Genomic DNA, 25957 nt, shown 5'->3' on the forward strand with positions numbered 1-25957 from the left:
ATACATTGCTGGTCATGGGTAAGGCGATGCGTGAGCCGACCTTCTGGATCCTCACCGCGCTGGCCGACCGGGCCAGGCATGGGTACGGGGTGATCCAGGAGGTCGTCCGGCTGTCCGATGGGCAGGTCACGCTGCTGGCCGGCACCCTGTACGCGGCGCTCGACCGGCTCACCGCCGAAGGGCTGGTCGCCGTCGATCACGACGAGATCGTCGACGGACGGACCCGGCGGTACTACCGGCTCACCGACCGCGGGGCGGCGGCGCTGGCCGCCGAATCCGAACGGCTGCAACGCAACGCGCGGACGGCGGCGGCCCAGCTGCGGGCCCGGCCTCAGCTGGGTCCGGCGTGAGCACTGACCGCCTGGCCCGGCGCTATCGGCGGCTCGTCCGCGCGTACCCATCGGGTCCTCGCCGTGAAGAGCTGCTCGGCACCCTGCTCGACGCGGCCCCGCCCGGCCGCACCCGTCCCACCCCGGCCGAAACCCTCAACCTTCTCCGGTACGGGCTACGCGCCCACCTGGGCCGGCCCGGCAGCCGCTGGGTGGTGGTCGCGGCCGCGCTCGTCGCCATCACCCTCGGGTACGCCGGGGCCGCGTTCGCCGCGCGGGCGACCTGGAACGCCGTCCCCGACCTCCCGTCCGGCGCCGGCCTGGCCGAGATCACCGGCACCGTGTTCACCGGCCTGCCGGTCGAGGGCGCCCGCAGCCAGGACGGCCTGTTCCTGGACATCAGCCAGAAGTCCTTCGCCGAGCAGCTGATCTTCGGCCGGGACGAGGACTTCGAGTACGCCACCTACGAGTTCGGCGCGGCCGGCGGCTACTACGTGGCCGGCCGATACCGCCCGTACACCGACGCCGTGATCGCCCGGATGGAGGCCGACGGCTGGACCGTGCGCGACGTCTGGCCCACCGGCAACACCTGGATCGCGACCGGTGCCCTGGACGAGAGCGGTCGCGCCTTCTGGGCCACCCGCGACGGCCTGAGCATCGAGTTCGGGGCCAACACGATCAGCAACAGCGACCGCATGCCGCCCGGCAGCTTCTACGCCTCGGCGATCCTGACCCGGCTCCCACCCTGGTACGTCACCGCCGCCTCGATCGCCGGCCTGCTGCTCGGCGCCCTGCTGGGCTGGCTGCTGACCGGCTGGGTGAGCCGGCGGACCGAGCGGGCCACCCCCGGCGCCCGGCTGGCCGGCCACACCACCGCGACGCTGGCCCTGATGATCACCCTGCCGCAGACCGTCATCGGCCTGATCGGCATGGTCACCGAGCCGCTCGTCCTCGACCCACCGATCGCCCCGTTCTGGTCGCTCAGCCTCACCTACGGCTACGGCTGCGTCCTCCTCGGTTTCCTGCTCGCCGTGATCACCATGGTGACCGCGGCGTGGGGCGGCGGCCGGGACGCCGCGGTGCCGACGGACGCAGCGAAGCAGGGCACCATCGAGTCCGCCCGCGGCGCCCCGGAGCCCTGAGCCGGGTTCGTGCGGGACGTCTCAAGACCAGGCGCGCAGCCGGGCCTCGGCCGGTGAGACGGCCGGCCGGCCCGGCCGGTGCGCGCCGGCGGCGACCACGCCGGTCGACCCGTCGATGGTGACGAGCAGGCCGTCGTGCAGGGCGTCGATCGGCGCGCCGACGACGGCCGGCTTGCCCATCGAGCGGGCCACCACCGCGGCGTGACTGGCCGGGCCGCCCCGGAACGTCACCACGCCCGCGGCGGCCGCCAGCCCGTGCAGGTCGAGCGGGGACGTGGCCGGCCGCACCAGGATGGCCGGCTCGGTCATCCCGACCGCGGCGTCGGCCGTGGTGGCCACCCGCCCGGTGGCGACCCCCGGTGAGGCGCCCAGACCGCGGGTCAGCGGCGGCACGTCGCCGGGCAGAAGGGGTACGCGCGGGAGCCGTTCGAGGTCGACCCGGGCGACCGCCTCGCCCCGCGTGATGATCCCCTCGTCGGCCAGGTCGACCGCGACCCGCGCGGCGGCGTGCCCGGCGACCCCGCCCGGCCGCACCTGCAGCAGCCACAGCCGCCCGGACTCCACCGTGAACTCCAGTTGGCAGAGGTCGCGGTAGTGCCGCTCGACCACGGCCAGCGCCTGACTCAGCGCCGGCCAGACCTCACCGCCCCGCAGCACGGCGACCGGTTCGGACCGTTCCTCGCCCGACACCACGGCGTCACCCCGGCGCCCCCGCAGGTAATCGCCGAACGGGCCGGGCTCGCCCGTGTTCGGATTCCGGCTGAACGCCACACCGGAGCCGCTGCGTTCGTCGCGGTCCCCGTACACCATGCTCTGAATGATGACCGCCGTGCCGAGCCCGTCCGCGATGCCGTGCAGCCGCCGGTAGGTGAGCGCCCGGGGCGTGTTCCACGAGTCGAAGACGGCAGCCACCGCCGGGCCGAGCGGCGGCCGCACATCGAGCAGCGTGCTCATCATCCCCGGCATCGACACCGCCGCGCCCGACCGCACCGACACCGCCCCGCCGAGCCGGTCCGCGGCCGCGTCCAGCCCCCGCGGCAGCCGTCCGGTGGCGAGATAGTCCCGGCCGGCGGCGGTGCCGATCACGACCCCCCGAGGCACCGGCAGCCCGAGCCGCAACAGCCGGACCAGCCCGTACGCCTTACCGCCGAGCACCGAGGCGTCGTCACCGAGCTCGGCGCCCAGCTGCCGGATCACCGCGGGATCCCCAACGTCACCAGCAGATCCTCGTGCAGCTGGAACCAGATGCCGTGATACGAGCCGACCTCATCGGTGACGTAGCCCGTCTCACCCGCCCGCACCCGGCCCAGCGCCGCCCCGAGCCGTTCCCGGTACCGTCTGAACCGCCCCGCCGCGCCTGCCATCGCCTCGATCAGGGTGGCCGCCCGCCCGTCGACCTCGACCAGCCCCGCCAGCACCCGCCGGTCGTACCCCGCGTCGCGGTGATCATTGAGCACGCCGCCGGCACGCATCTGCCAGGCCGTGCAAAGGTCGAGAACCTCGAGATTCAACCCTTCGAACTCGCGGTACGCCTCCGTGAGCACTCCGCGCGTACCCGCCGCGTCTATCTCCCGCTCGGCCCACCGGGCATCCGCTGCCTTGCCCGCACCGGTGACCCCCCACCCACCGAAGACACCCCCGTGACGCGTGACAAACCCTGCCGCCCCCAACCCAATCAGCGATCCTTCGGCGTCATCCACCCCCATCCCCGCCGCGTCCGCGACCCGTTCCACCGAGCTGACCCCCATGCACCGCAACGTATGCAGCACCTGTCCCTCTTCGTCGTTCACCGCGCACCCCGCCCGTCGGTAACCGCCAACGCCGCACCCCGCCCGTCCGCCCGAGCGAGCACTTCCCGCCCCCTGACCCGAACCGCCACCTCGACCTGGTCCCGAGCCGCCACCCCCAGCGCCCGCGCAATCGACCCGTCCTCGTCCACCACAACCCGGAACGGCGCTGCCGTCGCCCCCTCACCCCGCACCGGGTTGCCCCGCGTTCCCTCGCCGCGTGCCCCCTCACCCCGCGCTGGGTCACCCCACGTTTCCTCACCCTTCGCCCAGCCACCCCGCGCCGGGTCACCCCATGCGGGCTCACCTTGCCCGGGGTCGCCCCGCCTCGGTTCCGCGAGCCGCCGCAGACAACCGGCCATGTCCGCCACCCGCAGCCGGACCAGCGCCCCCAAGTCGGCCGGCCGTTCCGTGACAACCACCAGCGCGACCGCCTCACCCGACCGGACCGCCTCCTCGGCCGCCCCGAGCCGCCCAGTCCCGAGCACGACGACCAGCCCGTCCCACCGCCGGAGGTCCACCTCTCCACCCTCCGCCAGGTCCACGATCGGCCCAGGCGGATCCCACACCGCCCCGGTCTCGGTCGCCGGCCGCACAAACCCCTGATGCGGCGGCTCCCACACCTCCCCGAGGTCGAGCGAAGCCAGCTGCCGACAGGCACGGACCACATCGAACGCGTCGCCCACCCCCGGCGCGATCTCGGCCCGATGGCAGGCTCCGTCGAGCAGCGTGCGCACAACGTCGGCCATCCGCACCAGCCGCCGCCCCGGCGCCCGAGTCTCCAGCGCCAGCCCGAGCAGTAGCCCTTCCAGCCGAGCGACACCGGCCAGAGCCGCCCGTTCGGCCGCGGCCGCCTCCCGGGGGCCGTCAACGCCGCCGCCAGATCCCGAGCCCTCCGCCGGTGCCGCGACGCCTCCCGCAGCCCGGCCCGTGGCGCTCGCCCCGGCGAGAGATTCATCGCCTCCCGCAGCTGAAGGCTCGGCGCCTCCTGTCTTCGAAGGCGCGGCGTTCCCTCCTGCCGGCATGGCGGCATCCGTAGACATCGAGGCCGCGGCACCACGCTGAGGCGACGCCGATGCGTATGCCGCCGGTGGAGCGCCTCTCACCGGCGGCGTAGGGGAGGGGCGGCCGGTGGTGTGTGGCGTCGCGATGTCGAAGACGCCGGACAGCGAGCGGAGCCTCAGGTGCGCGGCGGGCGGGTCGTCGCTGGTGAGTGGTAGGCGTTCGAGCCAGACCCGGGCGAACCCCTCGACCAGGTCGGCCAGGTCGAGCCCGGTCTCCATCGGGGCGGTGTCCTCGCCGCGCTCCAGGTCGAGAAGCACCGCCAGGTAGAGCGCCCGCTTGCTCGGGAAGTTGGCGTAGAGCGCCCCACGCGTGAACCCCGACCGCTCGGTGATCCGGTCGATCCGGGCGTCGGCGAACCCGTGGACGGCGAATTCTTCGCGCGCCGCCGCGACGACCGCGGCCCGTGTCCGCTCTTGTTGTTCTGCCCGGCTCAGCCGTACCACCGCGCCCCCTTACGTCCAAAGCCAAAGACTGACGGTATCCGGATACCGCCGGTCTTTGAAATAACGCTAGGTTCCTAGGATGCTCTAGACACTATGGGCCCGAGCGGTGCCCGGCCCCCGTCCACCGCTCACGCCCACCACTGTTCTGGTGTGAAGGATGCGAGGCAAAGGCGTTCGTCGGGAGGAGACCGGTGGCGAAGGGGTGGACCGATATGCGCACGTGGTGTTCGATTATCGGATGGCGTACTACCGGCAGGTGGGCAGCGTCCCGCCCAAGCGGCACACCCAGCACCGCCGCCCGGATGGCGGCCTCTACTCCGAGGAGTTGGTCGGTGAGGAAGGGTTCTCGTCCGACTCGTCCCTGCTCTATCACCGCGGCATCCCGTCGTCGCTGGTCGACGCCCGGCCGTGGACGTTGCCGGATCAGTCGCTGACGCCCAATCAGCCGCTGATTCCACGGCATCTCAAGTTGCACGACCTCTTCCCGAAAGCGGAGCAGGACGCGGTCACGGGGCGGCGGCTGGTCCTGGGCAACGCGGACGTCCGGATTTCGTACTCGGTCAGTGAGAGCCCTTCGCCGTTCTACCGGAACGCGACGGGGGACGAATGCGTGTTCGTCGAGCGTGGCGCCGCCACCGTGGAGACCGTGTTCGGGGCGTTGGACGTCAAGAGGAACGACTACATCGTCATTCCGCGCAACACGACGCACCGGTGGCTGCCGACAGGCGAGGAGGCGCTGCGTACGTACGCGATCGAAGCGAACTCACACATCGCCCCACCCAAGCGTTACCTGTCGCGCTTCGGCCAGTTCCTGGAGCACTCGCCGTACTGCGAGCGGGACCTGCACGCCCCGGACGAGCCGCTGCTGGCCGAGGGCACCGATGTCGAGATCTACGTCAAGCACCGGGGCGACGGGCCGGGCGGGCTGGCCGGCACCGTCCATGTGGTGCCCGAGCACCCGTTCGACGTGGTCGGCTGGGACGGCTGCCTCTACCCGTACACCTTCAACCTCGCCGACTTCGAGCCGATCACCGGGCGGGTGCACCAGCCGCCGCCGGTGCACCAGGTCTTCGAGGGGGCCAACTTCGTGATCTGCAACTTTCTGCCGCGCAAGGTCGACTATCACCCGCTGGCCATCCCGGTTCCGTACTACCACTCGAACGTCGACTCGGACGAGGTCATGTTCTACGTGGACGGTGACTACGAGGCGCGGAAGGGTTCGGGTATCGGCAAGGGGTCGATCTCGCTGCATCCGGGCGGGCATTCGCACGGGCCGCAGCCGGGCGCCGTGCAGAACTCGCTCGGCGTCGAGTTCTTCGACGAGACCGCGGTCATGGTCGACACGTTCCGGCCGCTGAGCCTGGGAGAGGGCGGCACGGCGTCGGACGACGGCCGGTACGCGTGGACCTGGTCGGGGCGGGGGCCGTCGGCGTGAGTGACGGATTCGGTCTGGCCAACCTGCCGTACGGCATCTTCTCGACCCCGGGCGGCCGGCCACGGACCGGCGTGGCGTTCGGCGATCATGTGCTCGACCTGGCCGCGGTCACCGGTGACGAGGTGCACGCGACGGGCTCTCTGAACGCCTTCATGGCTCGTGGCCCGCAAGCCTGGGCCCGCCTGCGTGAGGAGATCACCGCGGGGCTGGCGGATCCGAAGGAGGAGCACCTTCATCTCCGCGGCGAGGTGACCATGCACCGGCCGATCGAGGTGGGTGACTACGTCGACTTCTACAGCTCGCGGCACCACGCCGAGAACGTCGGGCAGATCTTCCGGCCCGGCCAGCCGGCGCTGACCCCCAACTGGACCCACCTGCCGATCGGCTATCACGGCCGGTCGGGCACGGTCCAGGTTTCCGGTACGCCGGTCCGGCGCCCGCACGGCCAGCAGAAGGGCGGCACGTTCGGGCCGTCGCGTCGGCTGGACATCGAGGCCGAGGTCGGGTTCGTGGTGGGGGTGCCGTCGCGGCTGGGTGAGCCGGTGCCGGTCGGCGCGTTCGCGGAGCACGTGTTCGGGGTGTGCCTGGTCAACGACTGGTCGGCCCGGGACATTCAGGCCTGGGAGTACGTGCCGCTGGGCCCGTTCCTGGGCAAGTCGTTCCTCACCTCGGTGTCGCCGTGGGTGGTGCCGCTGGCCGCGCTGGAGGCGGCCCGGGTCGCGCCGCCCGAGCGGGACGTGCCGGTGTTGCCCTATCTGGACGACTCGGCTGAGCCGTGGGCGCTGGACCTGACGCTGGAGGTGTGGCTCAACGGCGAACGTGTCTCGTCGCCGCCGTTCGCGCCGATGTACTGGACGGCCGCCCAGCAGCTGGCCCACATGACGATCAACGGCGCTTCGTTGCGTACGGGCGACCTGTTCGCCTCGGGCACAGTCAGTGGCCCGGAGCGCAACCAGCGCGGCTCGCTGATCGAGATGTCGTGGAACGGCGCCGACCCGATCGCGCTGGCCGACGGCGGCACCCGGGCCTTCCTGGAGGACGGTGACGTGGTCACGATCACCGCGAGTGCTCCGGGGCCGGGGGGCGAGCGGATCGGCTTCGGCGAGGTGACCGGGCGCGTCGAGCCCGCGACATGACCGATGTGGCGCCCCAGTCCCAGACCTTGGACCGGGGTATCCGGATCCTGGAACATCTGGCCGGGGCGGGGGCCGCGCGGACGGCCGCGGCGATCGGTCAGGCGCTGGGCATGCACCGGTCGATCACCTATCGGCTGCTGCGCACCCTCGAGGACCACCGCCTGGTCGAGCGGGACGCGGCCGGGCGGTTCGGTCTCGGTCTGGGGCTGGCGGTGCTGGCTCGTGGCGTACGCACGGATCTGCCGACCGCCGCCACCCCGCACCTGACCGCGCTGGCGGCCGAGCTCGGGATGACCGCTTTCCTGGTGGTCCGGGCCGGCGCCGAGGCGATCACCGTGACCAGCGTCGAACCGCGGAACACGCCGGCGCACGTGGCGTACCGCCCGGGTATCCGGCATCCGGTCGACCGCGGCGCGCCGGGCCTGGCGTTGCTGATGCCCGAGGCGCCGCACCCGGATGACCGCCCCGCGCTGGTCGCGGCTCGTCAGGCCGGGTTCGCGGTGTCGCTGGGTGAGGTCATTCCGGGGTTGCGGTCGGTGGCGGCGCCGATCGTGCGGGCCGGCGCGGCCCTGGCCGTGGTGTACGTCGAGTCGGAGTTCACCGAGACCCGGATCGGCCGGGCCGTGGTGGCCGCCGCGGGGAAGATCATCGAATAGGTTGGGCGCATGCCCGCCGCCGACCTGATCCTGCTGGCCGACACCGTCGTCACCGGAGCCTCCGACGGCCCGCCGGTCAGGGCCGTCGCCGTCGCCGGGGGCCTGATCGCCGCGGTCGGCGACCGGTCCGACATCCGCGACTGGCGTGGCCCGCACACCGAGGTGATCGATCTGGGCGCCGCCACGATCACGCCGGGGCTGGTCGACGGCCATTTTCACCCGGTGATGGGCATCGGGATGACCCGTGGCGCCGACCTCACCGCGGTCCGCTCGATCGCCGACCTGACCGCGGCCCTGCGGCGCGCCGGCGAGTCGGTGGGCCGGGGCGGGTGGGTGGAGGCGTGGGGACTGGACCCGAACGCGTTCGGGGACGTGCCGGTGACCAACGCGCCGATCGTCGAGGCGCTCGGCCCGGACGTGCTGTGCGCGGTGCAGATGTTCGACGCGCACTCGGCCATCGGCAGTCCGCGCGCTCTGGAACTGGCCGGCGTCGACGGGCCGCGCGAGTTCGCGTCGGGGGCGAGCGTGGCGTGTGACGCGGACGGCCGTCCGACCGGGCACCTGCTCGAGATGGAGGCCACGGCGCTGCTCGACGAGGTGATGCCGGCCGACGAGCCGGGTGAGCGGCGGGCCCGGTTCCGGCGGCTGCTGGGCGAGATGGCGGCGAGCGGGCTGACCGGTGCGAACGCGATGGACTTCGAGGACGACTCGGCCGACCTGTTCGCGGCCGGGGAGGACGAGGGCGAGCTGCCGGTCCGGTGGCGGTGCGCGCCGTTCGTCAATCCCGGTGTGGACGCGGACGGGCTGGCCGCGGTGGTCGAGTTGCAGCGCGCGGGCGGGCGTCGGTGGCGGGTCGACGGCGCCAAGTTCATGATCGACGGTGTCATCGACGTGGGTACGGCGTGGCTGGAGGCCCCGGACACGCTGGGGGAGTCGACGTCGTCGCTGTGGCCGTCGCCGGAGGACTACCGGGCCGCGGTGCGGTTTCTGGCCGGGGCCGGTGTCCCGATCGTCACGCACGCCATCGGGGACGCGGGCATCCGGTACGTGCTCGACACCTATCAGCTGGTCGGCCGGGTGTCGCCGGTACCGCATCGGATGGAGCATCTGGAGACGATGCCGTCGCCGCTGGTGGCCCGGTTCGCGGCGCTCGACGTGACGGCGAGCATGCAGCCCAACCACTGCACCCATTTCACCCACGCCGACGGCGGCGACAACTGGTCCCGGCGGCTCGGTCCGGAGCGGGCCGGGCGGGCTTTCCGGGTCCGGGACGTGCGCGATCGTGGCGGCCGGATCGCGCTGGGCTCGGACTGGCCGATCGCGCCGTACGATCCGCGCGGCGTCATCGCCTCGGCCCGGTTGCGCCGCCCGGCCAACGAGCCGGAGGTCGAACCGATCGGGCCGGCCCAGGCGCTGACCGCGGCGATGGCCCTGGCCGGTTACACCACGGCCGCGGCGGCGTCGGCCGGCCTGTCCGAGGTGACCGGTCGGGTCGTGCCCGGTTTCCAGGCCGACATCTCGGTGTTCGGGTTGAACCCGCTGACCGCCGGTCCGGACGAGTTCGCCGAGTCCCCGGTCCCGCTGACCGTGGTCGACGGCACTGTCGCTCATCGCGCCTGAGCGGGCCGACATCCGATTGCCCGAACACTTCATCGACCCGGTACGCGTGACCGGCGGCCGCTGCCTCGCCCTGGCCGCCCCCGGTGTCGGCGCGGCCATGCGCCGGTCCACCCTGTCCGCAAATGCGGATCCGGACAGTCCAGTATGGAGCCCATGATCGACGCGCATCACCACCTGTGGGACCTCTCGTCCCGCACCTACGACTGGCTCCTCGCCCCGGCGATGGCCCCGATCCGGCGCACCTTCGGCGTCGACGATCTACGCCGGGAACTGGCCGCCGCCGGGGTGCGCCGCTCGGTGCTGGTCGAGGGCGGCCGGGAGGACACCGGCGAGGCCGCGATCCTGCTCGGGCAGGCCGAGCACACCGAGGAGATCGGGGCGGTGGTCGCCTGGGCCGACCCCGCCGACCCCGGCCTGGCCCAGGTGCTGGACGGTTACCGCGCACTGCCCGGCGGCCACAAGCTGCGCGGCCTCCGCAGCCAGGTGCGGGCCGCGCCGCCCGGCTACCTCGACGACCCGGCCGTGCGGCGGGGACTCGCCCTGATCGGCCGGCTCGACCTCAGCTTCGACCTGGTCGTCCGGGTCGACCAGCTGCCGTCGGCCGCCCGCGCCGCCCGCGACCTGCCGTCCGTCCGGTTCGTGCTCGACCACCTGGGCAAGCCGCGCGTTCGGGCCGGCGACGAGGGGTTCGCCGAGTGGCGGCTGGCCATCGGGCCGCTCGCCGGGCTGCCCAACGCGTACGCCAAGATCTCGGGCCTGGTCACCGAGGCCGACCTGACCTCGTGGACGAGCGCCGACCTGCGGCCCTACATCCTCGAGGCACTAGAGCTGTTCGGCGCCGACCGGCTGATGCTCGGCTCCGACTGGCCGGTGTGCCTGCTCGCCGGCGGCTACCAGGAGGTCCGCGAGGCCATGCTGACCGGCCTGAACGCGGCGTCACCGGCCGAACGTGAGGCGGTCGGGTCGGCCACGGCGGCGCGCTTCTACCGGATTGCTTCCTGACCATGGCGCTGACCGGCGCGCTCTCTGACAAACCCCGACCGGGCTTAAGGCGTCGGCCCGGTTGCTTCGCCGCTGTTGCCGGCGTCCAGGGCTGGCCGCGTCTGGGTGTTGGGGAGTTGGAAGATCTCGGTGACGACGGCGTCGATGATGAGGTCGCGGTCGGCCGGCGCGAGCCCGGTGGTGCCGGGGAGTCGCAGGCGGACGGTGCGGGTGACGACCTGGGGTTTCGGCTCGGGCGTCGTCTTCTTGAGATCCTTGTGGATCTGCCAGGCGAGCGTGGCGACGGAGACGATGAGGCCACCGATCGCGACCGGGTCGACGTACTGCTGAGGGCGACCGTCGGTCTGATGGACGGCGGCTTCGACGGCGGTGGACAGGTGGGGGCCGTACCGGTCGGCGAGTCGATCGGCGGTGGCACGGGCGATGGCGGCGACGGCTTCGGTCATGTGGTGGATCCTTCGTTCTGCCGGATGCGGATGTATTCGGTGACGGCTGGAGGTGGTTGCTGTCCGGCGACCTTTTGCCACACCTGGTGGAGGGTGGGCCGGCCGAGCTGGGTGGTCAGCCGGGTGAGGTGGGCCGGTGCCAGGCGGGTGGCCGGGTGCGGGAACTCGGGAAACAGGGTGACGCAGCGGATGAGCCATTCCAGGGTTTCCACGGGTGAGCCTCGCTGTTCGGCGAGGAGTCCGAGTTGGAGGTAGGTGCTGACCATTCCGGGCCGGTTTCCGAGTCGTTCCTTGATGGTGAGGGCTTGCCGGTACCACTGCTCGGCGGTGTCGAGGTCGCCTCGGTCCTCGGCGACCATGCCGAGTTGGTGGTAGCTGGAAGCCATTCCGGGCCGGTTTCCGAGTGTTTCGTCGATGATGAGGGCCTGCCGGTACCACTGCTCAGCGGTGTCGGGGTCGCCCTGCTGTTGGGCGACCATGCCGAGTTGGTGGTAGCTGTTGGCCATTCCGGGCCGGTCACCGAGGTCTTCCTCGATGGTGAGGGCCTGCCGGTACCACTGCTCGGCGGTGCTGAGGTCGCCCTGCTGTTGGGCGACGGTGCCGAGTTGGTGGTAGGTGCTGGCCATGGCGGGCCGGTCGCCGAGTTTTTCGCTGATGGTGACCGATTGCCGGTACCACCGTCCGGCGGCGTTGAGGTCACCGCGGTCCTGGGTGACCCGGCCGAGGTCGTGATAGGAAATGGCCAATCCGGGTTGGTCGCCGAGCTGTTCTCTGATGGTGAGGGATTGCCGGTACCGCTGTTCGGCGGTCACGTGGTCGCCGCGCTGTTGGGCGACCACGCCGAGGTGGTGGTGGGTCCTGGCCAGGTGGCTGGATCGGCTGTCGGTGCCGGGTTGGTCGGTGAGCATGTCGAGAATGTCGCGGTAGGTGCGCTCAGCGGGGTCGAGTTGCAGCGCTTCGGCCTGGCGGCTGGCGTGTGCGCCGACGACGAGCAGCCAAAGCTGCCCGGCCGGGGTGTTCAAAGGTGGTGGGGTGCCGTCGGGTGTCTCGGTGGCGTGCTGGATGCGGTCGGTCCACCCGCGAGCCTCGTGGCCTAGTCCGATCATGTCCCAGTAGCTGATCAACACGTGGGCGACGGCCGAGGCGGGTTCATAGCGTCCGATGTGCAGGGCGTAGCCGAGTATCGCGCCCAGAGTGTGCCGCTGCGCGTGGACGAGGTTCAGGGCGAGCTCGGCGGCGCCGCATTTGATCTGTTGGATCAACCATTGGGCCAGGGTGGCGTAGGCCTCGAGGAGAGCTGCTTCGGTGGCGGCCCGCCGGCCCGGGTATTCCGGCTGGCGTTGCCACTGGCCGGTGAGGTAGGCCGGTAGGGCGGGGTGGATGGTGTACAGGCCGTGGCCGAGGGCGGTGACGAGTCCGAGGCCGGTGGCCAGGTCGAGTAGCGCGACCCAGTCCGCGGTGGTGCGGTTGCGGAACTGTTCCGGGGCGGTCGTGACGGTGGAGAGCACGCCGAGGACGTTGGCGTCGGTGACGCTGTGGAACAGGCTGAGTACCAGTAGGGCCTGTCGGTGGTCGGTGGCGAGGTGCCGGTAGGAGTAGGCGATGCTGCCGGCCAGCGACGTGGTCCGGCCCGCACTGTCGTCGCCGAGCAACTGTCCACCGGCGTCGCGCAGCTCGTGCACGATGGTGGCGGGTTCTGTGGTGTCGAGGTGGGGCAGGACCACACGCATGCTCAGGGGATGGCCCGCCAGCGCGGTCATGAGATCGGCGAACGCCGGATCGTGTCTGCGCGCGGCGGCGTTCGAGTAGGGCTCGAGCAGGACGTCGGTGTATTCGTCGGCTTCCTCTCGGCCGAGGCCGCTGACCTGGATGCGGCGGATGTCACCGAGCCATGGTTCGGTGTTGCGGCTGGTGATCACGACGGCGCTGATGCCGGTGGCGGCGGCGATGAGAAAGTCGGTGATCTGCCGGCGGCCGGTGTCTTCGAGGGGTGGGGTGGCGCCGGCCGGGTCGGGCATGGAGTACACCGACTCGAAGTTGTCCCAGATCAGCAACAACCGACGCGTGGCCATCACCCGCAGCACCGCGTTGCTTCGCTCGTCGTCGTCGAGTCGGGTGAACGGGGCTCCGAAGATCTGTAGTCCGATGGTGGCGAGGATGCCGGGCAGGCCGAAGGAGGCTGTGCCGGGTTCGAAGGAGTGCCAGATGACCCAGTCGGGGTCGTCGACGCCGCCGGTGTCGCGCCACCACCGGCCGAACGCCTTGGCCAGCTCGGTCTTGCCCGTGCCGCCCGGCCCGTGCAGCAGCACGATCTTCTGCAGGCGGGTGGCGACTTCCAGGTCGTAGAACAGGCCGTCGCGACCGACGAACCCTCCCCGGACGGCGGCCAGCGGGCCACCCCGCTCTCCGGGCTCGGGTCGCGGCCGGATGGCGTCGGGGATCTGATCGAGCGACGCGGTGGTGGCCGGTGCCCGATGCAGGTGGGGAAAGCTGACATCCTGGCGGGCGTACAGGACGGGGACGAGCCAGTCGTGCAGCGGCAGCAGTCCCTTGGGGCTGGGTCTGGTGTTGCGTTCGGCCAGCCGGGTGCGACCGGCGGTGACCGCGTCGGCGAGTTGGCCGCCGGCGAACAGTTCTTGGTAGAACGCGGTCATGAACTCGGCCGCGGCGACCGCGTAGACGCTGAACGCCATCGCCACCACCGCCGCGGCACCCTGTTGCAGCAGCCGGGTCGCGACCGCGGCCCCGACGTCGTGCCCCAGCGCGCCGGACTGGCAGGCATTGAGAACCACGACGGGGACCTGGGCCTGTGCCAGCACGGCGGCTATGCGGTCGGCGGGGACCCGGTCCGCGCCGCCGCCGGGCTTCTCGAACACGAGTACGCCCCGCGGTGCCGCCCCCGACAAGGTCACCGGCACGCCCGCGGCGACCGGGGCGGGCCGGTTGGTGAAGGCGCCATGACCATCGAAGTGCACCACCTGAAACGGCTGCCCGGCCGCTCGCGCCTCAGCCAGGACCTCCCGCAGGCGGTCCAGCGTCGGCGGCCGCAAGACGACCAGGTCGACGTCGCCGCGGACCGCTTCCAGGCGGTGCAGGAGGGGGCGGGCGACCATGCGATAGCCGACGTCGCGGTCTCCGGCCGGTCGGGAGATCACCATCAGCACGCGCAGCCGCTCACCACTGACGGTGAACGTACCCGTCAGGTTCGCGATCGGCAGTGCCCGCCGGACCCGCACGCCGTCCAGTGCCAAGGGCGTCGGCCGGGCCGGATCGGTCAGCAGTTCCCACGGCAGGCCCAGGAGCCCGCCGGCCGCCGAGCGCACCACTATCTCGACCGGCCCGCTTTGCGCGCGGAGCCTCACGTAGGAGTCGCGGGCTTGGCGAGATGCGTCGAACACGGCTCCGAACGCGGCCTGACCCCACTGGGTCAGCCGCTGCGCCACCCGTTCACCACGGTCCTGATAGACCCCGTACGGGGCACGCAGGTAGTCCTCCAGATACCAGCGCAAGTCCTCCGCGTCGGCGGTGTCCCAGGCCCAGGCCAGCGGAAACGGCGCACCGGGTTCCGGGAGCCCGCCCGCGACGTCGCCCAGCACCGATACGGTGACCTGACCGCCGTCGGTCAGATCGATCAGTAACCGGTCGGTCAACGCCGCCACCGCTCGAGCGACTCGCCATCGACGGGTGGGGCCGAGCAGTCCAAGATCACTAGGCGTGTGGGCGCGGTCAGCACCCTGTCACTCTGCTGTGCCGCGCCGGCCTCCACAAGTAACGACCAGACGATTCATTCCGGCGTGCGGCGTCGGCCCGGCCGTTGGCAGGATGAGCGGCATGGACTTCGATCTTGAAGCTGCGACCAACTTCGTGGGTACGCACGGACGCCTCCTCGACTGGCGCCGGCTACGTCACCTGCTGGGCGACGGCGCCCCGGAGCACGTCCTGCTCGCCCTCGACGGCTACCACAACCCCGACGGCGGGTACGGCTGGGCGCTGGAACCCGATCTGCGGTCGGTGACCAGCCAGCCCGTCGCCGCCATGCACGCCCTGGAGGTCCTGGCCGAGCTCCGCGACACCGGCGACCGCGCCCCGCGCCTGCTCGACTGGCTGGCCGGCCAGGCCCTCGCCGACGGCAGCGTGCCGTTCGCCCGGGCGTACCCCGACACCGCCGGCAGCGCCCCGCACTGGGCCGGCGCCGACCCCGCCGCGCCGTCGCTGATGATGACCGCCCAGCTCGCCGCGCAGGCCCACCGCCTCGCCCCGCACCACCCGGGCGTGGCCGGGCATCCCTGGCTGGCCGCCGCGACCAGCTACGGCCTGGCCGCCATCGAGCGCATCGACGAGCCGCCGTTCGCCATCGAGCTGATGTTCCTGCTCCGCTTCCTGGACGCGATCGACAGCCCCCTGACCGGCCGCCTGGCCGGCTACGCCAACAGCGACGGCCCGACCCGGGTGGCCGGCGGCGCCGAGGGCGAGGTGCTGCACCTGCTCGACTTCACGCCGCACCCGGGCACGCGGTCCCGGTCGTCGTTCGACGCGGACGCGGTCGCGGCCGACCGGGAGCGGCTGGCCGGTCTGCAGCAGCCCGACGGCGGCTGGCCGATCACCTTCGCGGCCTTCAGCCCGGCCGCCGCCCTGGAATGGCGCGGCTACGCCACCGTTCAGGCCGTCTCGGTGCTGCTCGACGCCCCGCTCTGAGTCAGCGAGGAGCTCAGCTGGTCGAGGGCCTCGGCGGTGGGGGTGCCCGGCTCGGCGTGCAGCAGCAGCGCCTCCAGGCCGTCGGTGCCGACCACGGCGAACTTCTCGGTCAGCAGCTCCAGGGGGCCGGCCGTCGGGTGGTGGAGCAGGACGCGGCCGGCCGACGCCAGGCCTACGTCGTGGCGGGCCCACAGCGTGCGGAACGTCTCGCTCTTCAGGGACATCTCGCCGATCAGGGTGCGCAACCGTTCGTCCCCGGTGTCGGCGCCGGCCCGGGCGCGCAGGTGGGCGATGGCCGCGGCGGCGAGGTGATCCCAGGCGGGATACCAGGTGCGGGAGGACGGGTCGAGGAACAGGCTGCGGAGCCGGTTGACGCCGGGGAGCATGTCGGGGAAGAGCCGCTGGGCCAGGGCGTTCGAGGCCACCACGTCCATGTACTGGTCGATCACGAAAGCGGGCACGTTGATCGTGCCGAGGAGCAGGTCGAGGCCGGCGGGGAGGCGGGGCTCGCGCTGGGCGGGGCGGCGGCGGGATTTCGGGGCGGCCAGGGCCATCAGGTACGCCGTACCCTCGGGATCGAGCTGGAGCACGGCCGAGATCGCGTCGATCACCTGGGCCGACGGGCTACGGTCGCGGCCCTGCTCGAGCCGCAGGTAATACTCGGCGCTGATGCCGGCGAGCATCGCCACCTCTTCGCGGCGCAGCCCGGGCACCCGCCGCAGGCCGTGGCCGGGCGGCAGACCCACCTCGGCGGGGGTGACGAGCTCGCGGCGGGCCCGCAGGAAGTCACCGAGCGCGTTGTCCACGTTCCCACGGTAGTCCCGGCACTACCAGGAACGCCGGGGGACTGCCGGGCCGACGCGGACCGGCCGATGCTCGGCTCATGACATCTCGTACGTGGTTCATCACCGGCGTCAACAGTGGTTTCGGCCGTGAGCTGGCGTCGCAGCTGCTGGAGCGGGGCGACCGGGTGGCCGGCACGGTCCGCCGGGACGGCTCGGTCGACGACCTGCGCGAGGCGTACGGCGACCGGCTGCGGGTCGACTCGCTCGACCTGACCGACACCGGCCGGATCCGGACCGTCGTGGACGCCGTGTTCGCCGGCCTGGGTCGCGTCGACGTCGTGGTCAGCAACGCCGGCTACGGGCTGTTCGGCGCGGCCGAGGAGGTGAGCGACGAGCAGGTGGCGCATCAGCTCGCCACCAACCTGGCCGGTCCGATCCAGCTCGTCCGGGCCGCGTTGCCGCACCTGCGGGCCCAGGGTGGGGGCCGGATCGTCCAGCTGTCCTCGGTCGCCGGCCTGGCCGCCCATCCGGGGGCGTCGCTCTACCACGCGAGCAAGTGGGGCATCGAGGGCTTCCTGGAGGCGCTGGCCGGCGAGGTCGCTCCCTTCGGGATCGGGGTGACGCTGGTGGAGCCGGGTGGGGCGCGCACGTCGTTCGCCGCCGGGTCGCTGCGGTTGGGAGACCCCTTGGCCGCGTACGACGCAACGCCCGCGTCGTTCGTCCGCGTGTTCCGTGGCGACTCGGCCCCGCCGCTGCCCGGCGACCCGGCCAAGGTCGCGGCCCGGGTCATCGAGTCGGTCGAGGTCACGCCGGCGCCGCTGCGCCTGGTGCTGGGCAGCGACTCGTACCAGGCGGTCACCGCGTCCTTGCGCGCCCGCCTCGCCCAGATCGAACCGCAGCGGTCGGCGGCGTCCTCAACCGACTTCTGAGAATGTCAGCGGCAGCTCGTTGGGCCCGTGGATGCCCAGCGACGGCCGCCAGGTCACCTCGCCGTCGATGACCGGCGCCCCGAACCGGCGGGCCAGCACCGGCAGCGCCTCGCCCATCTCGACCTGGGCCAGGGCCGAGCCCAGGCAGTAGTGCGGCCCGGCCCCGAACTGCAGCAGCGGTGCCTCCCGGACGGCGGTGATGTCGAAGGTCCGGCCACCCGGGTAGGCGCGCGGGTCCCGTTGGGCGGTCTGCACGGCCACGGTCACGAACGTGCCCTCGGCGATCGTCAGCCCGTTGAACTCGAAGTCCTCGGCCGCTCGCCGGAACAGGGTGGCCGCGGACGGGCGCCAGCGCATGGTCTCGGCCACCGCCCGGTCGGTCAGCTCGGGCCGGTCCCGCAGCACCTGCCACTGCTCCGGATGCTCGGCGAAGGTGACCATCGTGTTGGAGAACTGGTGGCGGGTGTTGTCGTGCGCCCCGAAGACCAGGGTCACCAGCAGGTTCCGCAGCTCGTCGCGGGTGACGTTCTGCTCGGACCGCCAGGCGGTGACCATGTCGGAGATCAGGTCGTCGCCCGGGTGCCGGGCCTTCTCGTCGATCAGCGCGTCGACGTAGCCGTCCAGCCCGGCGACCGCCCGTTCCACCCGGGCTGCCGTGTCACCGCCCGCGGCCAGCCCGAAGACCAGGCCGATGTCGCTGGTCCAAACGCTGAACGTGTCGTAGTCGGCGGCCGGCACCCCGAGCAGTTCGCACATCACGGCCAGGGGCAGCCGGTTGGCGAACGCGTCCACGAAGTCGGCCTGGTCGACCGTCTCGGCCAGTTCCTCGGCCCGGGCCCGGATGTACGGTCGCAGCCCGTCGATGGTGCGTGGGGTGAACGAGCGCCCGACCAGCCCGCGCAGCCGCCGGTGGTCGGCGCCGTCCCGGTTGACCAGCATCGGCACCCACCAGTCGTGGATCGGCCCGCCGCTGATGCCGTTGCGGCGCATGTAGTCCTCGCCGCCGTGGTCCAGCCGCCGGTCGCGGAGCAGGTGCTGCGATTCGGCGTAGCGGAGCACGAACGGGCCGAGTGGAGTGTCGGCGTACCAGTCGGAATCCTGGGCGGCCAGAACGTCCGGCGCCGTCAGGGTGAACGCCGGATCGACGACATTGAGAAACGGCATGCGACACAGTGTGCCGCACCGGTCACCAAGAGCACATCACGGCGTTTCGTTCGACCGGCGGCGTACCCGGATGTGATGGTGGTCGAATGCTATTGATCGTGGGTGAGGCCATCGTCGTCTACCAGCGTCACGACGACGGGCCGTTCACCGGGCCGTGGCCGAGCGGAGCGCCCGCCATCAGCTCGTACGTGGCGTCGCAGCTCGGCGTCGAGGTGGCCTTCGTCGGCGGCGTCGGCCGCGACGAGCACGCGAAGGTGATGGCCGACGGGCTCGGCGCGGCCGCCCACCTGGTCGTGTCGGATGACCGACCGACCGCCACCGCGTACATCACCTACCACGGCGAGGACCGCTCGTTCGACTTCCGGGTGGTGGGGTCGGCGGCGGCCGCGGTGCCGTCGTCGGCGCTGGGCGACCTGCCTGAGCGGGCCCGCTGGGTGCATCTCTCCGGTTCGGCTCTCATCTTCGGGGAGCCGCTGGCCGCGACCGCGCTCGAGGCGGTGCGGCGGGGCAAGGCCGCGGGGGCCACGATCTCGGTGGATCCCAACGTACGGGTGGAAGCCCTCACCGAGGCCGGCCGGTCCGCTCTGATCGCCGTCCTGCACGACGCCGATGTGGTGCTGCCCAGCGAGGGCGAGCTCGAGGCGCTCGGCGTCGACCCGGCCGGCCTGAACGCGGTCGTGTGCACCACCTACGGCGCGGCCGGGGCCGAGGTGAACGGCGTCCGGGTGGAGGCGCCGCCGGTGGACGCGATCGACACCGACGGCGCCGGCGACACGTTCGCGGCCGGTTTCATCGCGGCATCACTCGACGGCGCCGACCCGGTTGCCGCCGCCCGTAACGGGATCCGGGTGGCGGGCCGGGCGGTGACTGTGGCCGGCCCGATGACGGTGACCTTCGACTGAGCGGTCAGCCGGTGGTCTTGCGCAGGGCGAGCTGGCTCTTCACCACCTGGTAGCCACGGGACCGGTAGAACGCGTGGGCCCCGGTCCGTTCCGTTCCCGAGCGCAGGTGGATCGTGCGCACGCCGCGCTCCGCCGCCCACTCCTCGGCCGCGGAGAGCAGCGCCGACCCCGCGCCGAGCCCCTGCGCCTCGTCCGCGACGGACAGTCCGCCCAGCTCGGCCCGGGGTCCGTCGATCAGGCTGTGGCCGATCAGCACGTGCACCCAGCCGGCGACGCCGGATCCGGACTCGGCCACGAACACGGCGTGGTTCTCGGGCAGCGAACGCAGGCGGGCTTCCAGCTCGGTCGGCCCGACCCGATAGCCCATGGTCGCGATGAGGGAGCGCAGCGCCTCCACGTCGGCCGCCCCGGCCCGGCGAATTCTCATGATCACCAGCCTAGTCATTGACAAAAGCGGCAGTGACTGTCTTCGATGTGGACATCGTTCCCCGCATGACCCCCGGATCCCCGCCGGCCAGCGGAGCGACCCCACCTCGAAGCCCGACCCCCGGAGGCTCGCATGCGCAAGAGAGCGCTCTCTCTGTTAGCCCTCACCGCTCTGTCCCTGACCACCGTCGTCATCACCTCGCCCGAAGCGCAGGCCTCGATCCCCGCCGCGCCGCCCGGCTTCACGCTGACCTGGAGCGACGACTTCGACGGCGCGGCCGGCACCGGCATCGACCAGAGCCAGTGGAAGTACGACACCGGCCCGGGCAGCAACTTCGGCACCGGCGAGATCGAGACCATGACCAGCAGTACGTCCAACGTCTACCGCGACGGCCAGAGCCACCTGGTGCTGCAGGCGCTGCACAGCGGCTCCGACCCGCGCGCCGGCTGGACCTCGGGCCGGATCGAGACCCAGGCGGCGACGTTCGGCGCCGAGCCGGGCGGCGTGGTCCGGATGGAGTCCGTCCTCCAACAGCCCAACGTCAACACCTCCAACGGTGCCGGCTACTGGCCGGCCTTCTGGATGCTCGGCGCGCCGCTGCGCTCCGGGGTCACCTGGCCGACTTCCGGCGAGATCGACATCATGGAGGACATCAACGGCCGCAGCTCGCTGTTCAGCACCCTGCACTGCGGGGTGAACCCGGGCGGCCCGTGCAACGAGTCCACCGGCCTCGGCTCGGGCGAGCGGGCCTGCGGCGGCTGCCAGACCGGCTTCCACGACTACGCGGTCGAGATCGACCGCTCGACGTCGCCCGAGCAGATTCGCTGGTATTTCGACGGCAACAACTTCTTCACCCTGCAGGCGACCGCGGTCGACGCCACGACCTGGGCCAACGCCGTCGACCACCCGTTCTTCATCATCTACGACCTGGCCATCGGCGGCGGCTTCCCGGACGCCTTCGGCGGCGGCCCGTTCGCGTCGACGGTCTCCGGCGGCAAGCTGATCATCGACTCGGTGGCCGTCTACAACAAGGGCGGCGGCGGCACCCCGCCGCCCGGCGGCTCGGTGACCGGCCAGACCATCGCCGGTCCGGGCGGCAAGTGCGTGGACGTCTCCGGTGACGACAACGGCGGCGACGGTACGGCGGTGCAGCTCTGGGACTGCCAGTCCGGGGCCAAGGACCAGCACTGGACCTGGTCCGGTCAGACCCTGCAGACGCTCGGCCGGTGCCTGGACATCGCCGGCGGCGTCAACGCCAACAACACCCAGCTGCAGCTGGCCAACTGCAACGGCGGCGGCTACCAGAACTGGGTGACCCAGCCCAACGGCACGATCCGCAACCCCACGACCGGCCGCTGCGTCGACTCGCCCAACGGCGCCACGGCCAACGGAACCCGGCTGCAGATCTACGACTGCAACACCTCCGGCGCGCAGAAGTTCACCGTCGGCACCCCGATCTACGGCCCCGGCGGCAAGTGCGTCGACGTGGCCGGTGACGACAACGGCGGCGACGGTACGGCGGTGCAGCTCTGGGACTGCCAGCAGACCACGTCTCAGGACCAGAAGTGGACCTGGAACGGCCAGACCCTGCGCACCCTGGGCCGCTGCCTGGACATCGCCGGCGGCGTCAACGCCAACAACACCCAGCTGCAGCTGGCCAACTGCAACGGCGGCGGCTACCAGAACTGGGTGGTCAACACCAACGGCACCGTCTCCAACCCCACCACCGGCCGCTGCATCGACTCACCCAACGGGGCCACGGCCAACGGAACCCGCCTGCAGATCTACGACTGCAACACCTCCGGGGCCCAGAAGTTCGCCCTGGCCTGACCGAACGACGAGCGGGCCGCGCCGTCCCGATGCGGCCCGCTCATCCGCGGCCCGGCGGGGCTGATCGGCAAGACCTAAGCTGGCGCGATGCGTACCGAGGACGGGGAACGGATCGCCAAGGCGCTCGGTGGACGGCTGGTGAAGGCGACCACACTGGCCGGGGGCTACTCGCACGAGACGACGCTGCTCGAGCTGGACGACCGGAAGGTGGTGGCCCGGTTCGGCGGCGGAGACCCGGCGATCGAGGCCGCGGTGATGGCGCTGGCACCCGTACCCGTGCCCGAGGTCCTGCTTGTCGAAGCCGACGCGATGGCGATCGGGTTCGTCGAGGGCACCGTCCTCAGCCGGGTGCTGGAGACGCCGCCAGACGCCGTCGAGGGGCTCGGACGCGAGGTCGGACGGGTCGTCGCGCGGATCGGTGACGTGCGGTTCGGCGCGGCCGGGTTCTTCGCCGGGGACGGCCTCACGGTCGGGCCGCAACCGCCGTGGTCGGAGCAGTTGGTGCCGTTCGCCGAGCAGTGCATGGCCAAGACGGAACGGCTGGACCGGCAGGAACGAACGGCGTGGTTGGCGTTGTGCGCCGAGCACGCGCCCGCGCTGACCGCGATCGACGGCGAGGCGCGGCTGGTGCACGGTGACATCAACCCGAAGAACATCCTGGTCGGCGGCGGACGGGTCACGGCCGTGCTGGACTGGGAGTTCGCGTACTCCGGCTGCCCCTACGGCGACGTGGCCAACATGGCCCGCTTCGGCGCCGGCTACCCGCCCGGCTTCCTCGACGGGTTCGTGAGCGGCTTCGAGGAGCACGAGCCGCGCCACCCGGACTGGCAGTATCTCGGGCGGCTGCTGGACCTCTTCGCGCTCAGCGACTTCATGACCCGGGCGCCCGGCCAGGAGGTCGCCGATCAGGCCGCGACGATCGTCCGCGAGTGGATCGCGACGGGCGTCCCACGCACAACTCGCTCACTCTAGGATGTTCATTTCTGAGTGAGTGATTGAAGTTTGATCAATCCCGAGCATAATTTGCGGCCAACAACGCTAATGCGAGGTGCCGCGAATGTTCACTGCGCGAACGTTTCTGACTACCGCTACTGTCGTGTCCGCGCTGGTGCTGTCGGCCTGCACGGCGAAGCCCGCATCGACCGCGTCGGACAGCGGTGACGACCCGGAAAGCGCCTCGCTCACGTACTGGTACTGGGCCGAGAGCGACGCCCCGGGCGCCAACGACTGGATGAAGGCGCGCATCGCCGACTACACCAAGCAGCACCCGAAGGTGACCATCAACCTGGTGCCGCAGCCCACCGACACCCTGATCGGCGCGTTCACCACCGCCGCGCAGACCAAGACCGGTCCGGACATCGCCACCCAGTGGGCGACCATGCCGGTGCTCAGCCAGGCCTGGGCCGGCGCGGTCGCCCCGATCAGCGACCTGGTGCCCAAGACCGAGACCGACAACTGGCTGAACACCCAGGAGAACACGTACCAGGGCAAGCTCTGGGGTATGCCGATCTACCTGATGGGCATCCCGCTGGCGTACAACAAGGAGCTGTACGCCAAGGCCGGTCTGACCAACCCGCCGGCCACCTGGGACGAGCTGCTCTCGCAGTGCACGGCGTTGCGCAAGGCCGGCGTCACCCCGTTCGGGATGGGCAACAAGGACGGCTTCTTCGGCGCCTGGTTCTTCTCGATCGTCGGCAAGCAGCGGTGGGACAGCATCGACGACCTCAAGCAGTCGATGATCAAGACCGACTTCGCCGACCCGAAGATCAGCGGCTTCTACGAGGCCCTGGCCCAGCTGAAGAAGCAGAACTGCCTCAACGACGACATCGCCTCGCTCACCCTCGACCAGGGCATGCAGAAGTTCGGCGCGGGTCAGGCGGCGATGGCCTGGGGCACCGACGGTCTGGTGTCGGGCTGGGCCAAGACGCTGGGTCCGGACAAGGTCGGCGTCGTGATGACCCCCAAGTGGGGTACGGGCAAACTGGCCGACACCCACAACACCACCCAGTCGTCGACCGCGTTCATCACCTCATGGTCGCCGCACAAGAAGGCCGCCGCGCAGTTCCTGGCCTGGCTGCACCAGCCGGCCAACCTGGCCAGCTGGTACGAGGCGACGAGCATCTTCCCGGCCGACAAGCGCTTCGACCAGGCGAGCATCAAGACCGACCTGGCCAAGCAGATCTGGGAGTTCGACAGCAAGCCGGGCGCCGTGTGGCCGCAGAACTACCTGCCGCCGTCGGTCGACTCGGACGGCAACGGCCCGGCCGGTCAGGTGGTCACCTCGGGCGGCGCCCCCGCCGCCGCGGTTCAGGTCTGGACCAAGGCCATCGACAAGTGGCGCAGCCAGCACCCCGACGAGCTGAAGAAGTACACCGACTGGGTGGCCTCCTCGTGAGCAAGGGCCGCTGGCCGTATGTCTACATCCTGCCGATGGTCGCCGCGATCCTCTTCGCCTTCGGCTACCCCCTGGTCAGCGTGCTGCGCAACAGCCTCTACACCGGTTCGATCTACGAGCTCACGTATGTCGGACTGGGCAACTTCCGGACGCTGTTCGGCGACGACGTGTTCCGTACGGCGCTCGGCAACAACCTGAAGCTGCTCCTCACCGTGCCGCTGATGACCGTGGCGGCGCTGCTGCTCGCGGTCCTGATCCACGAGGGTGTGCGGGGCGGCCGGTTCTACCGGTCGGCGATCTTCTTCCCGTACATCCTCCCGGCCGTCGGCACCGGCCTCGCGTTCTCGGTGTTCCTGCAGCTCAACGGCGGCCTCAACGGCGGCTTGCGGGCGCTGGGCCTGAACTGGCTGGCGCTGGACTGGCTCGGCTCACCCGACCTGGCCATCTGGTCGGTCAGCGGCATGGTGATCTGGCAGCAGCTCGGCTTCGGCGTGGTGGTCTTCCTGGCCGCGCTGCTGTCCCTGCCGCCGGAGACGACCGAGGCGGCCCGGCTCGACGGCGCCTCCTGGTGGCAGCTGCAGACCCGGGTCAGCCTGCCGCAGATCCGCTCCACCATCGAGTTCTTCGTGGTCACCGAGGCGATCACGGTGCTCTCCTGGGTCTTCACCTATGTCTACGTGCTGACCGGCGGCGGCCCCGGCAACTCGTCGATGGTGATGGAGTTCTACATCTGGAAGGAAGGCTTCGCCCAGGGCGCGGTCGGCCTGGCCAACGCCGCCGCGGTGGTCGTGCTGGCGCTGGCCGCCGTGCTGATCGCCGCCTATCTGGTCCTTCGTCGACGCTCACTGCAAGACCAACAGGGGGTACGGTGACCGCCCGGTCCACGATCACCGCCGGCCGCACCCGTCCCGCCGTGGCCGGCCCGGCACCGGGTCCCGGCCCGGCCCGGCTCGGCGCCACCGCCCGTCAGGTGCTGCTCTGCCTGGCCACCGTCGCGGCCCTGGCCCCGCTCGTCTTCATGGTCCTGACCAGCCTGAAGACGTCGGCCGACTACACCACCAACCCGGCCGGCCCACCGACCTCGGTGACCTTCGACAACTATCGGCGGGCCCTGACCGACCTGCCGACCCTGCGCTGGATGCTCAACAGCCTCCTCGTGACCACTGTCGCGGTGGCCGCGTCGACGGCGATCGCAGCGCTGGGTTCGTACGCCATCTCGTTCGGCCGCTTCCGGGGCCGGCAACTGCTCCTCGGCCTGAACATCGGCCTGATCATGGTGCCGCCGGTCGTCCTGCTGCTGCCGGTCTTCGTCATCATGGTCAACCTGCGGTTGATCAACACCTTGCCGTCGGTCATGCTCTTCTACACCGGCCTGCTGGTTCCGTTCGCCGTCTTCTTCCTGACCAGCTTCTTCCGGACCGTCCCCGAGGACGTCATCCACGCCGCCCAGGTCGACGGCGCGGGCCCCGGCCGTACCCTCTGGTCGGTGATCCTGCCGTTGACCCGCCCCGCGCTGATGACGGTCTGCGTGGTGAACGCCATCTGGGTCTGGAACGAGCTGCTCATCTCGCTGGTCTTCCTGCAGGCCGAGGACCAGCGCACGCTGATGGGCGGGCTGTCGCTGTCGCAGGGCCGGTACGCCACCGACCAGCCGCTGGTCCTGGCCGTGGCGACGCTGTCGATCCTGCCGGTGGCGGCGTTCTACGCCCTGTCCCAGCGCTCGTTCGTCCGAGGCCTGACCGCCGGCATCGGCAAGTAGCGACCGGCGT

The 25957-nt window shown here is 71.5% G+C and carries 23 protein-coding genes; 15 read left to right on the top strand and 8 right to left on the bottom strand.

Features of this window, described 5'->3' with window-relative positions:
- Positions 1-14: 14 nt before the first annotated feature.
- A complete protein-coding gene (locus ACGFIO_RS20565) occupies positions 15-350 on the top strand; it encodes a PadR family transcriptional regulator (protein WP_392827873.1) in 336 nt (111 codons plus the stop codon).
- Positions 347-1471 carry a hypothetical protein gene (locus ACGFIO_RS20570; RefSeq protein ID WP_392827874.1) on the top strand — a complete coding sequence of 375 codons (1125 nt, stop codon included), beginning with the start codon at positions 347-349 and terminating at the stop codon, positions 1469-1471. The genes ACGFIO_RS20565 and ACGFIO_RS20570 overlap by 4 nt, the downstream gene beginning before the upstream one ends.
- A gap of 21 nt (positions 1472-1492) precedes the next feature.
- On the opposite strand, the gene ACGFIO_RS20575 is transcribed toward ACGFIO_RS20570, so the two are convergent.
- From ACGFIO_RS20575 to ACGFIO_RS20585, 3 genes are read right to left on the bottom strand one after another with little or no spacing between them, the layout of a single operon-like run.
- Positions 1493-2668 (bottom strand): PEP/pyruvate-binding domain-containing protein, encoded by a 1176-nt coding sequence (locus tag ACGFIO_RS20575; protein WP_392827875.1) that lies wholly within the window; start codon positions 2666-2668, stop codon positions 1493-1495.
- Positions 2665-3261 (bottom strand): transcriptional regulator, encoded by a 597-nt coding sequence (locus ACGFIO_RS20580; protein WP_392827876.1) that lies wholly within the window; start codon positions 3259-3261, stop codon positions 2665-2667. Before ACGFIO_RS20580 ends, ACGFIO_RS20575 begins: the two co-directional genes overlap by 4 nt.
- Positions 3258-4766: a TetR/AcrR family transcriptional regulator gene (locus tag ACGFIO_RS20585; RefSeq protein WP_392827877.1), complete on the bottom strand. Its 1509-nt coding sequence runs from the start codon at positions 4764-4766 to the stop codon at positions 3258-3260. Before ACGFIO_RS20585 ends, ACGFIO_RS20580 begins: the two co-directional genes overlap by 4 nt.
- A 238-nt stretch (positions 4767-5004) precedes the next feature.
- On the opposite strand from ACGFIO_RS20585, the gene ACGFIO_RS20590 reads away from it, so the two are divergent.
- The 5 genes from ACGFIO_RS20590 to ACGFIO_RS20610 all read left to right on the top strand — a co-directional run bounded on the left by ACGFIO_RS20590 (position 5005) and on the right by ACGFIO_RS20610 (position 10615).
- The gene (locus ACGFIO_RS20590; protein ID WP_392828121.1) at positions 5005-6201 is read left to right on the top strand and encodes a homogentisate 1,2-dioxygenase; all 1197 of its coding nucleotides are present in this window, start codon (positions 5005-5007) and stop codon (positions 6199-6201) included.
- Complete coding sequence (gene fahA, locus ACGFIO_RS20595) at positions 6198-7337, top strand: fumarylacetoacetase (RefSeq protein WP_392827878.1); 1140 nt, start codon at positions 6198-6200, stop codon at positions 7335-7337. Before ACGFIO_RS20590 ends, fahA begins: the two co-directional genes overlap by 4 nt.
- Positions 7334-7993 (top strand): IclR family transcriptional regulator, encoded by a 660-nt coding sequence (locus ACGFIO_RS20600; protein WP_392827879.1) that lies wholly within the window; start codon positions 7334-7336, stop codon positions 7991-7993. Before fahA ends, ACGFIO_RS20600 begins: the two co-directional genes overlap by 4 nt.
- 9 nt (positions 7994-8002) lie before the next feature.
- Positions 8003-9613, top strand: coding sequence for an amidohydrolase (locus ACGFIO_RS20605; protein ID WP_392827880.1), 1611 nt, complete (start codon positions 8003-8005; stop codon positions 9611-9613).
- 153 nt (positions 9614-9766) lie between these two features.
- Positions 9767-10615, top strand: a complete 849-nt coding sequence (locus tag ACGFIO_RS20610) for an amidohydrolase family protein (protein WP_392827881.1) — start codon at positions 9767-9769, stop codon at positions 10613-10615.
- A 44-nt stretch (positions 10616-10659) separates the two neighbouring features.
- Here ACGFIO_RS20610 and ACGFIO_RS20615 read toward each other — a convergent pair whose 3' ends face one another.
- Both ACGFIO_RS20615 and ACGFIO_RS20620 read right to left on the bottom strand, forming a co-directional pair.
- Positions 10660-11061 carry a hypothetical protein gene (locus ACGFIO_RS20615; RefSeq protein WP_392827882.1) on the bottom strand — a complete coding sequence of 134 codons (402 nt, stop codon included), beginning with the start codon at positions 11059-11061 and terminating at the stop codon, positions 10660-10662.
- Positions 11058-14711: a tetratricopeptide repeat protein gene (locus ACGFIO_RS20620; protein ID WP_392827883.1), complete on the bottom strand. Its 3654-nt coding sequence runs from the start codon at positions 14709-14711 to the stop codon at positions 11058-11060. Before ACGFIO_RS20620 ends, ACGFIO_RS20615 begins: the two co-directional genes overlap by 4 nt.
- A gap of 181 nt (positions 14712-14892) precedes the next feature.
- Here ACGFIO_RS20620 and ACGFIO_RS20625 point away from each other — a divergent pair, with 181 nt between their 5' ends.
- The gene (locus ACGFIO_RS20625) at positions 14893-15756 is read left to right on the top strand and encodes a hypothetical protein (protein WP_392827884.1); all 864 of its coding nucleotides are present in this window, start codon (positions 14893-14895) and stop codon (positions 15754-15756) included.
- Here ACGFIO_RS20625 and ACGFIO_RS20630 read toward each other — a convergent pair.
- Positions 15720-16562, bottom strand: a complete 843-nt coding sequence (locus ACGFIO_RS20630) for a helix-turn-helix domain-containing protein (protein WP_392827885.1) — start codon at positions 16560-16562, stop codon at positions 15720-15722. The two genes, ACGFIO_RS20625 and ACGFIO_RS20630, sit on opposite strands and share 37 nt — an antisense overlap.
- Positions 16563-16639: 77 nt before the next feature.
- Between ACGFIO_RS20630 and ACGFIO_RS20635 the strand changes: the two genes are divergently transcribed.
- Positions 16640-17470, top strand: a complete 831-nt coding sequence (locus ACGFIO_RS20635) for an SDR family oxidoreductase (protein WP_392827886.1) — start codon at positions 16640-16642, stop codon at positions 17468-17470.
- Here ACGFIO_RS20635 and ACGFIO_RS20640 read toward each other — a convergent pair.
- Complete coding sequence (locus ACGFIO_RS20640; protein ID WP_392827887.1) at positions 17456-18634, bottom strand: cytochrome P450; 1179 nt, start codon at positions 18632-18634, stop codon at positions 17456-17458. The two genes, ACGFIO_RS20635 and ACGFIO_RS20640, sit on opposite strands and share 15 nt — an antisense overlap.
- A 98-nt stretch (positions 18635-18732) precedes the next feature.
- On the opposite strand from ACGFIO_RS20640, the gene ACGFIO_RS20645 reads away from it, so the two are divergent.
- On the top strand, positions 18733-19536 hold the full coding sequence (locus tag ACGFIO_RS20645) for a carbohydrate kinase family protein (protein ID WP_392827888.1): 804 nt from the start codon (positions 18733-18735) through the stop codon (positions 19534-19536).
- A 4-nt stretch (positions 19537-19540) separates the two neighbouring features.
- Here ACGFIO_RS20645 and ACGFIO_RS20650 read toward each other — a convergent pair whose 3' ends face one another.
- Positions 19541-19963 carry a GNAT family N-acetyltransferase gene (locus tag ACGFIO_RS20650; RefSeq protein WP_392827889.1) on the bottom strand — a complete coding sequence of 141 codons (423 nt, stop codon included), beginning with the start codon at positions 19961-19963 and terminating at the stop codon, positions 19541-19543.
- 132 nt (positions 19964-20095) lie between these two features.
- On the opposite strand from ACGFIO_RS20650, the gene ACGFIO_RS20655 reads away from it, so the two are divergent.
- The 5 genes from ACGFIO_RS20655 (at position 20096) to ACGFIO_RS20675 (ending at position 25947) form a co-directional block, all read left to right on the top strand.
- A complete protein-coding gene (locus ACGFIO_RS20655; RefSeq protein ID WP_392827890.1) occupies positions 20096-21793 on the top strand; it encodes a ricin-type beta-trefoil lectin domain protein in 1698 nt (565 codons plus the stop codon).
- A gap of 87 nt (positions 21794-21880) precedes the next feature.
- On the top strand, positions 21881-22765 hold the full coding sequence (locus tag ACGFIO_RS20660; protein WP_392827891.1) for a phosphotransferase family protein: 885 nt from the start codon (positions 21881-21883) through the stop codon (positions 22763-22765).
- A 124-nt stretch (positions 22766-22889) separates the two neighbouring features.
- On the top strand, positions 22890-24188 hold the full coding sequence (locus ACGFIO_RS20665) for an ABC transporter substrate-binding protein (RefSeq protein WP_392827892.1): 1299 nt from the start codon (positions 22890-22892) through the stop codon (positions 24186-24188).
- A complete protein-coding gene (locus tag ACGFIO_RS20670; RefSeq protein ID WP_392827893.1) occupies positions 24185-25060 on the top strand; it encodes a carbohydrate ABC transporter permease in 876 nt (291 codons plus the stop codon). Before ACGFIO_RS20665 ends, ACGFIO_RS20670 begins: the two co-directional genes overlap by 4 nt.
- On the top strand, positions 25057-25947 hold the full coding sequence (locus ACGFIO_RS20675) for a carbohydrate ABC transporter permease (protein ID WP_392827894.1): 891 nt from the start codon (positions 25057-25059) through the stop codon (positions 25945-25947). The genes ACGFIO_RS20670 and ACGFIO_RS20675 overlap by 4 nt, the downstream gene beginning before the upstream one ends.
- The last annotated feature ends 10 nt before the right edge of the window (positions 25948-25957 follow it).

This window comes from Actinoplanes sp. NPDC049265 (assembly GCF_043197135.1).
In the GTDB taxonomy this organism is placed as follows: Bacteria; Actinomycetota; Actinomycetes; order Mycobacteriales; family Micromonosporaceae; genus Actinoplanes.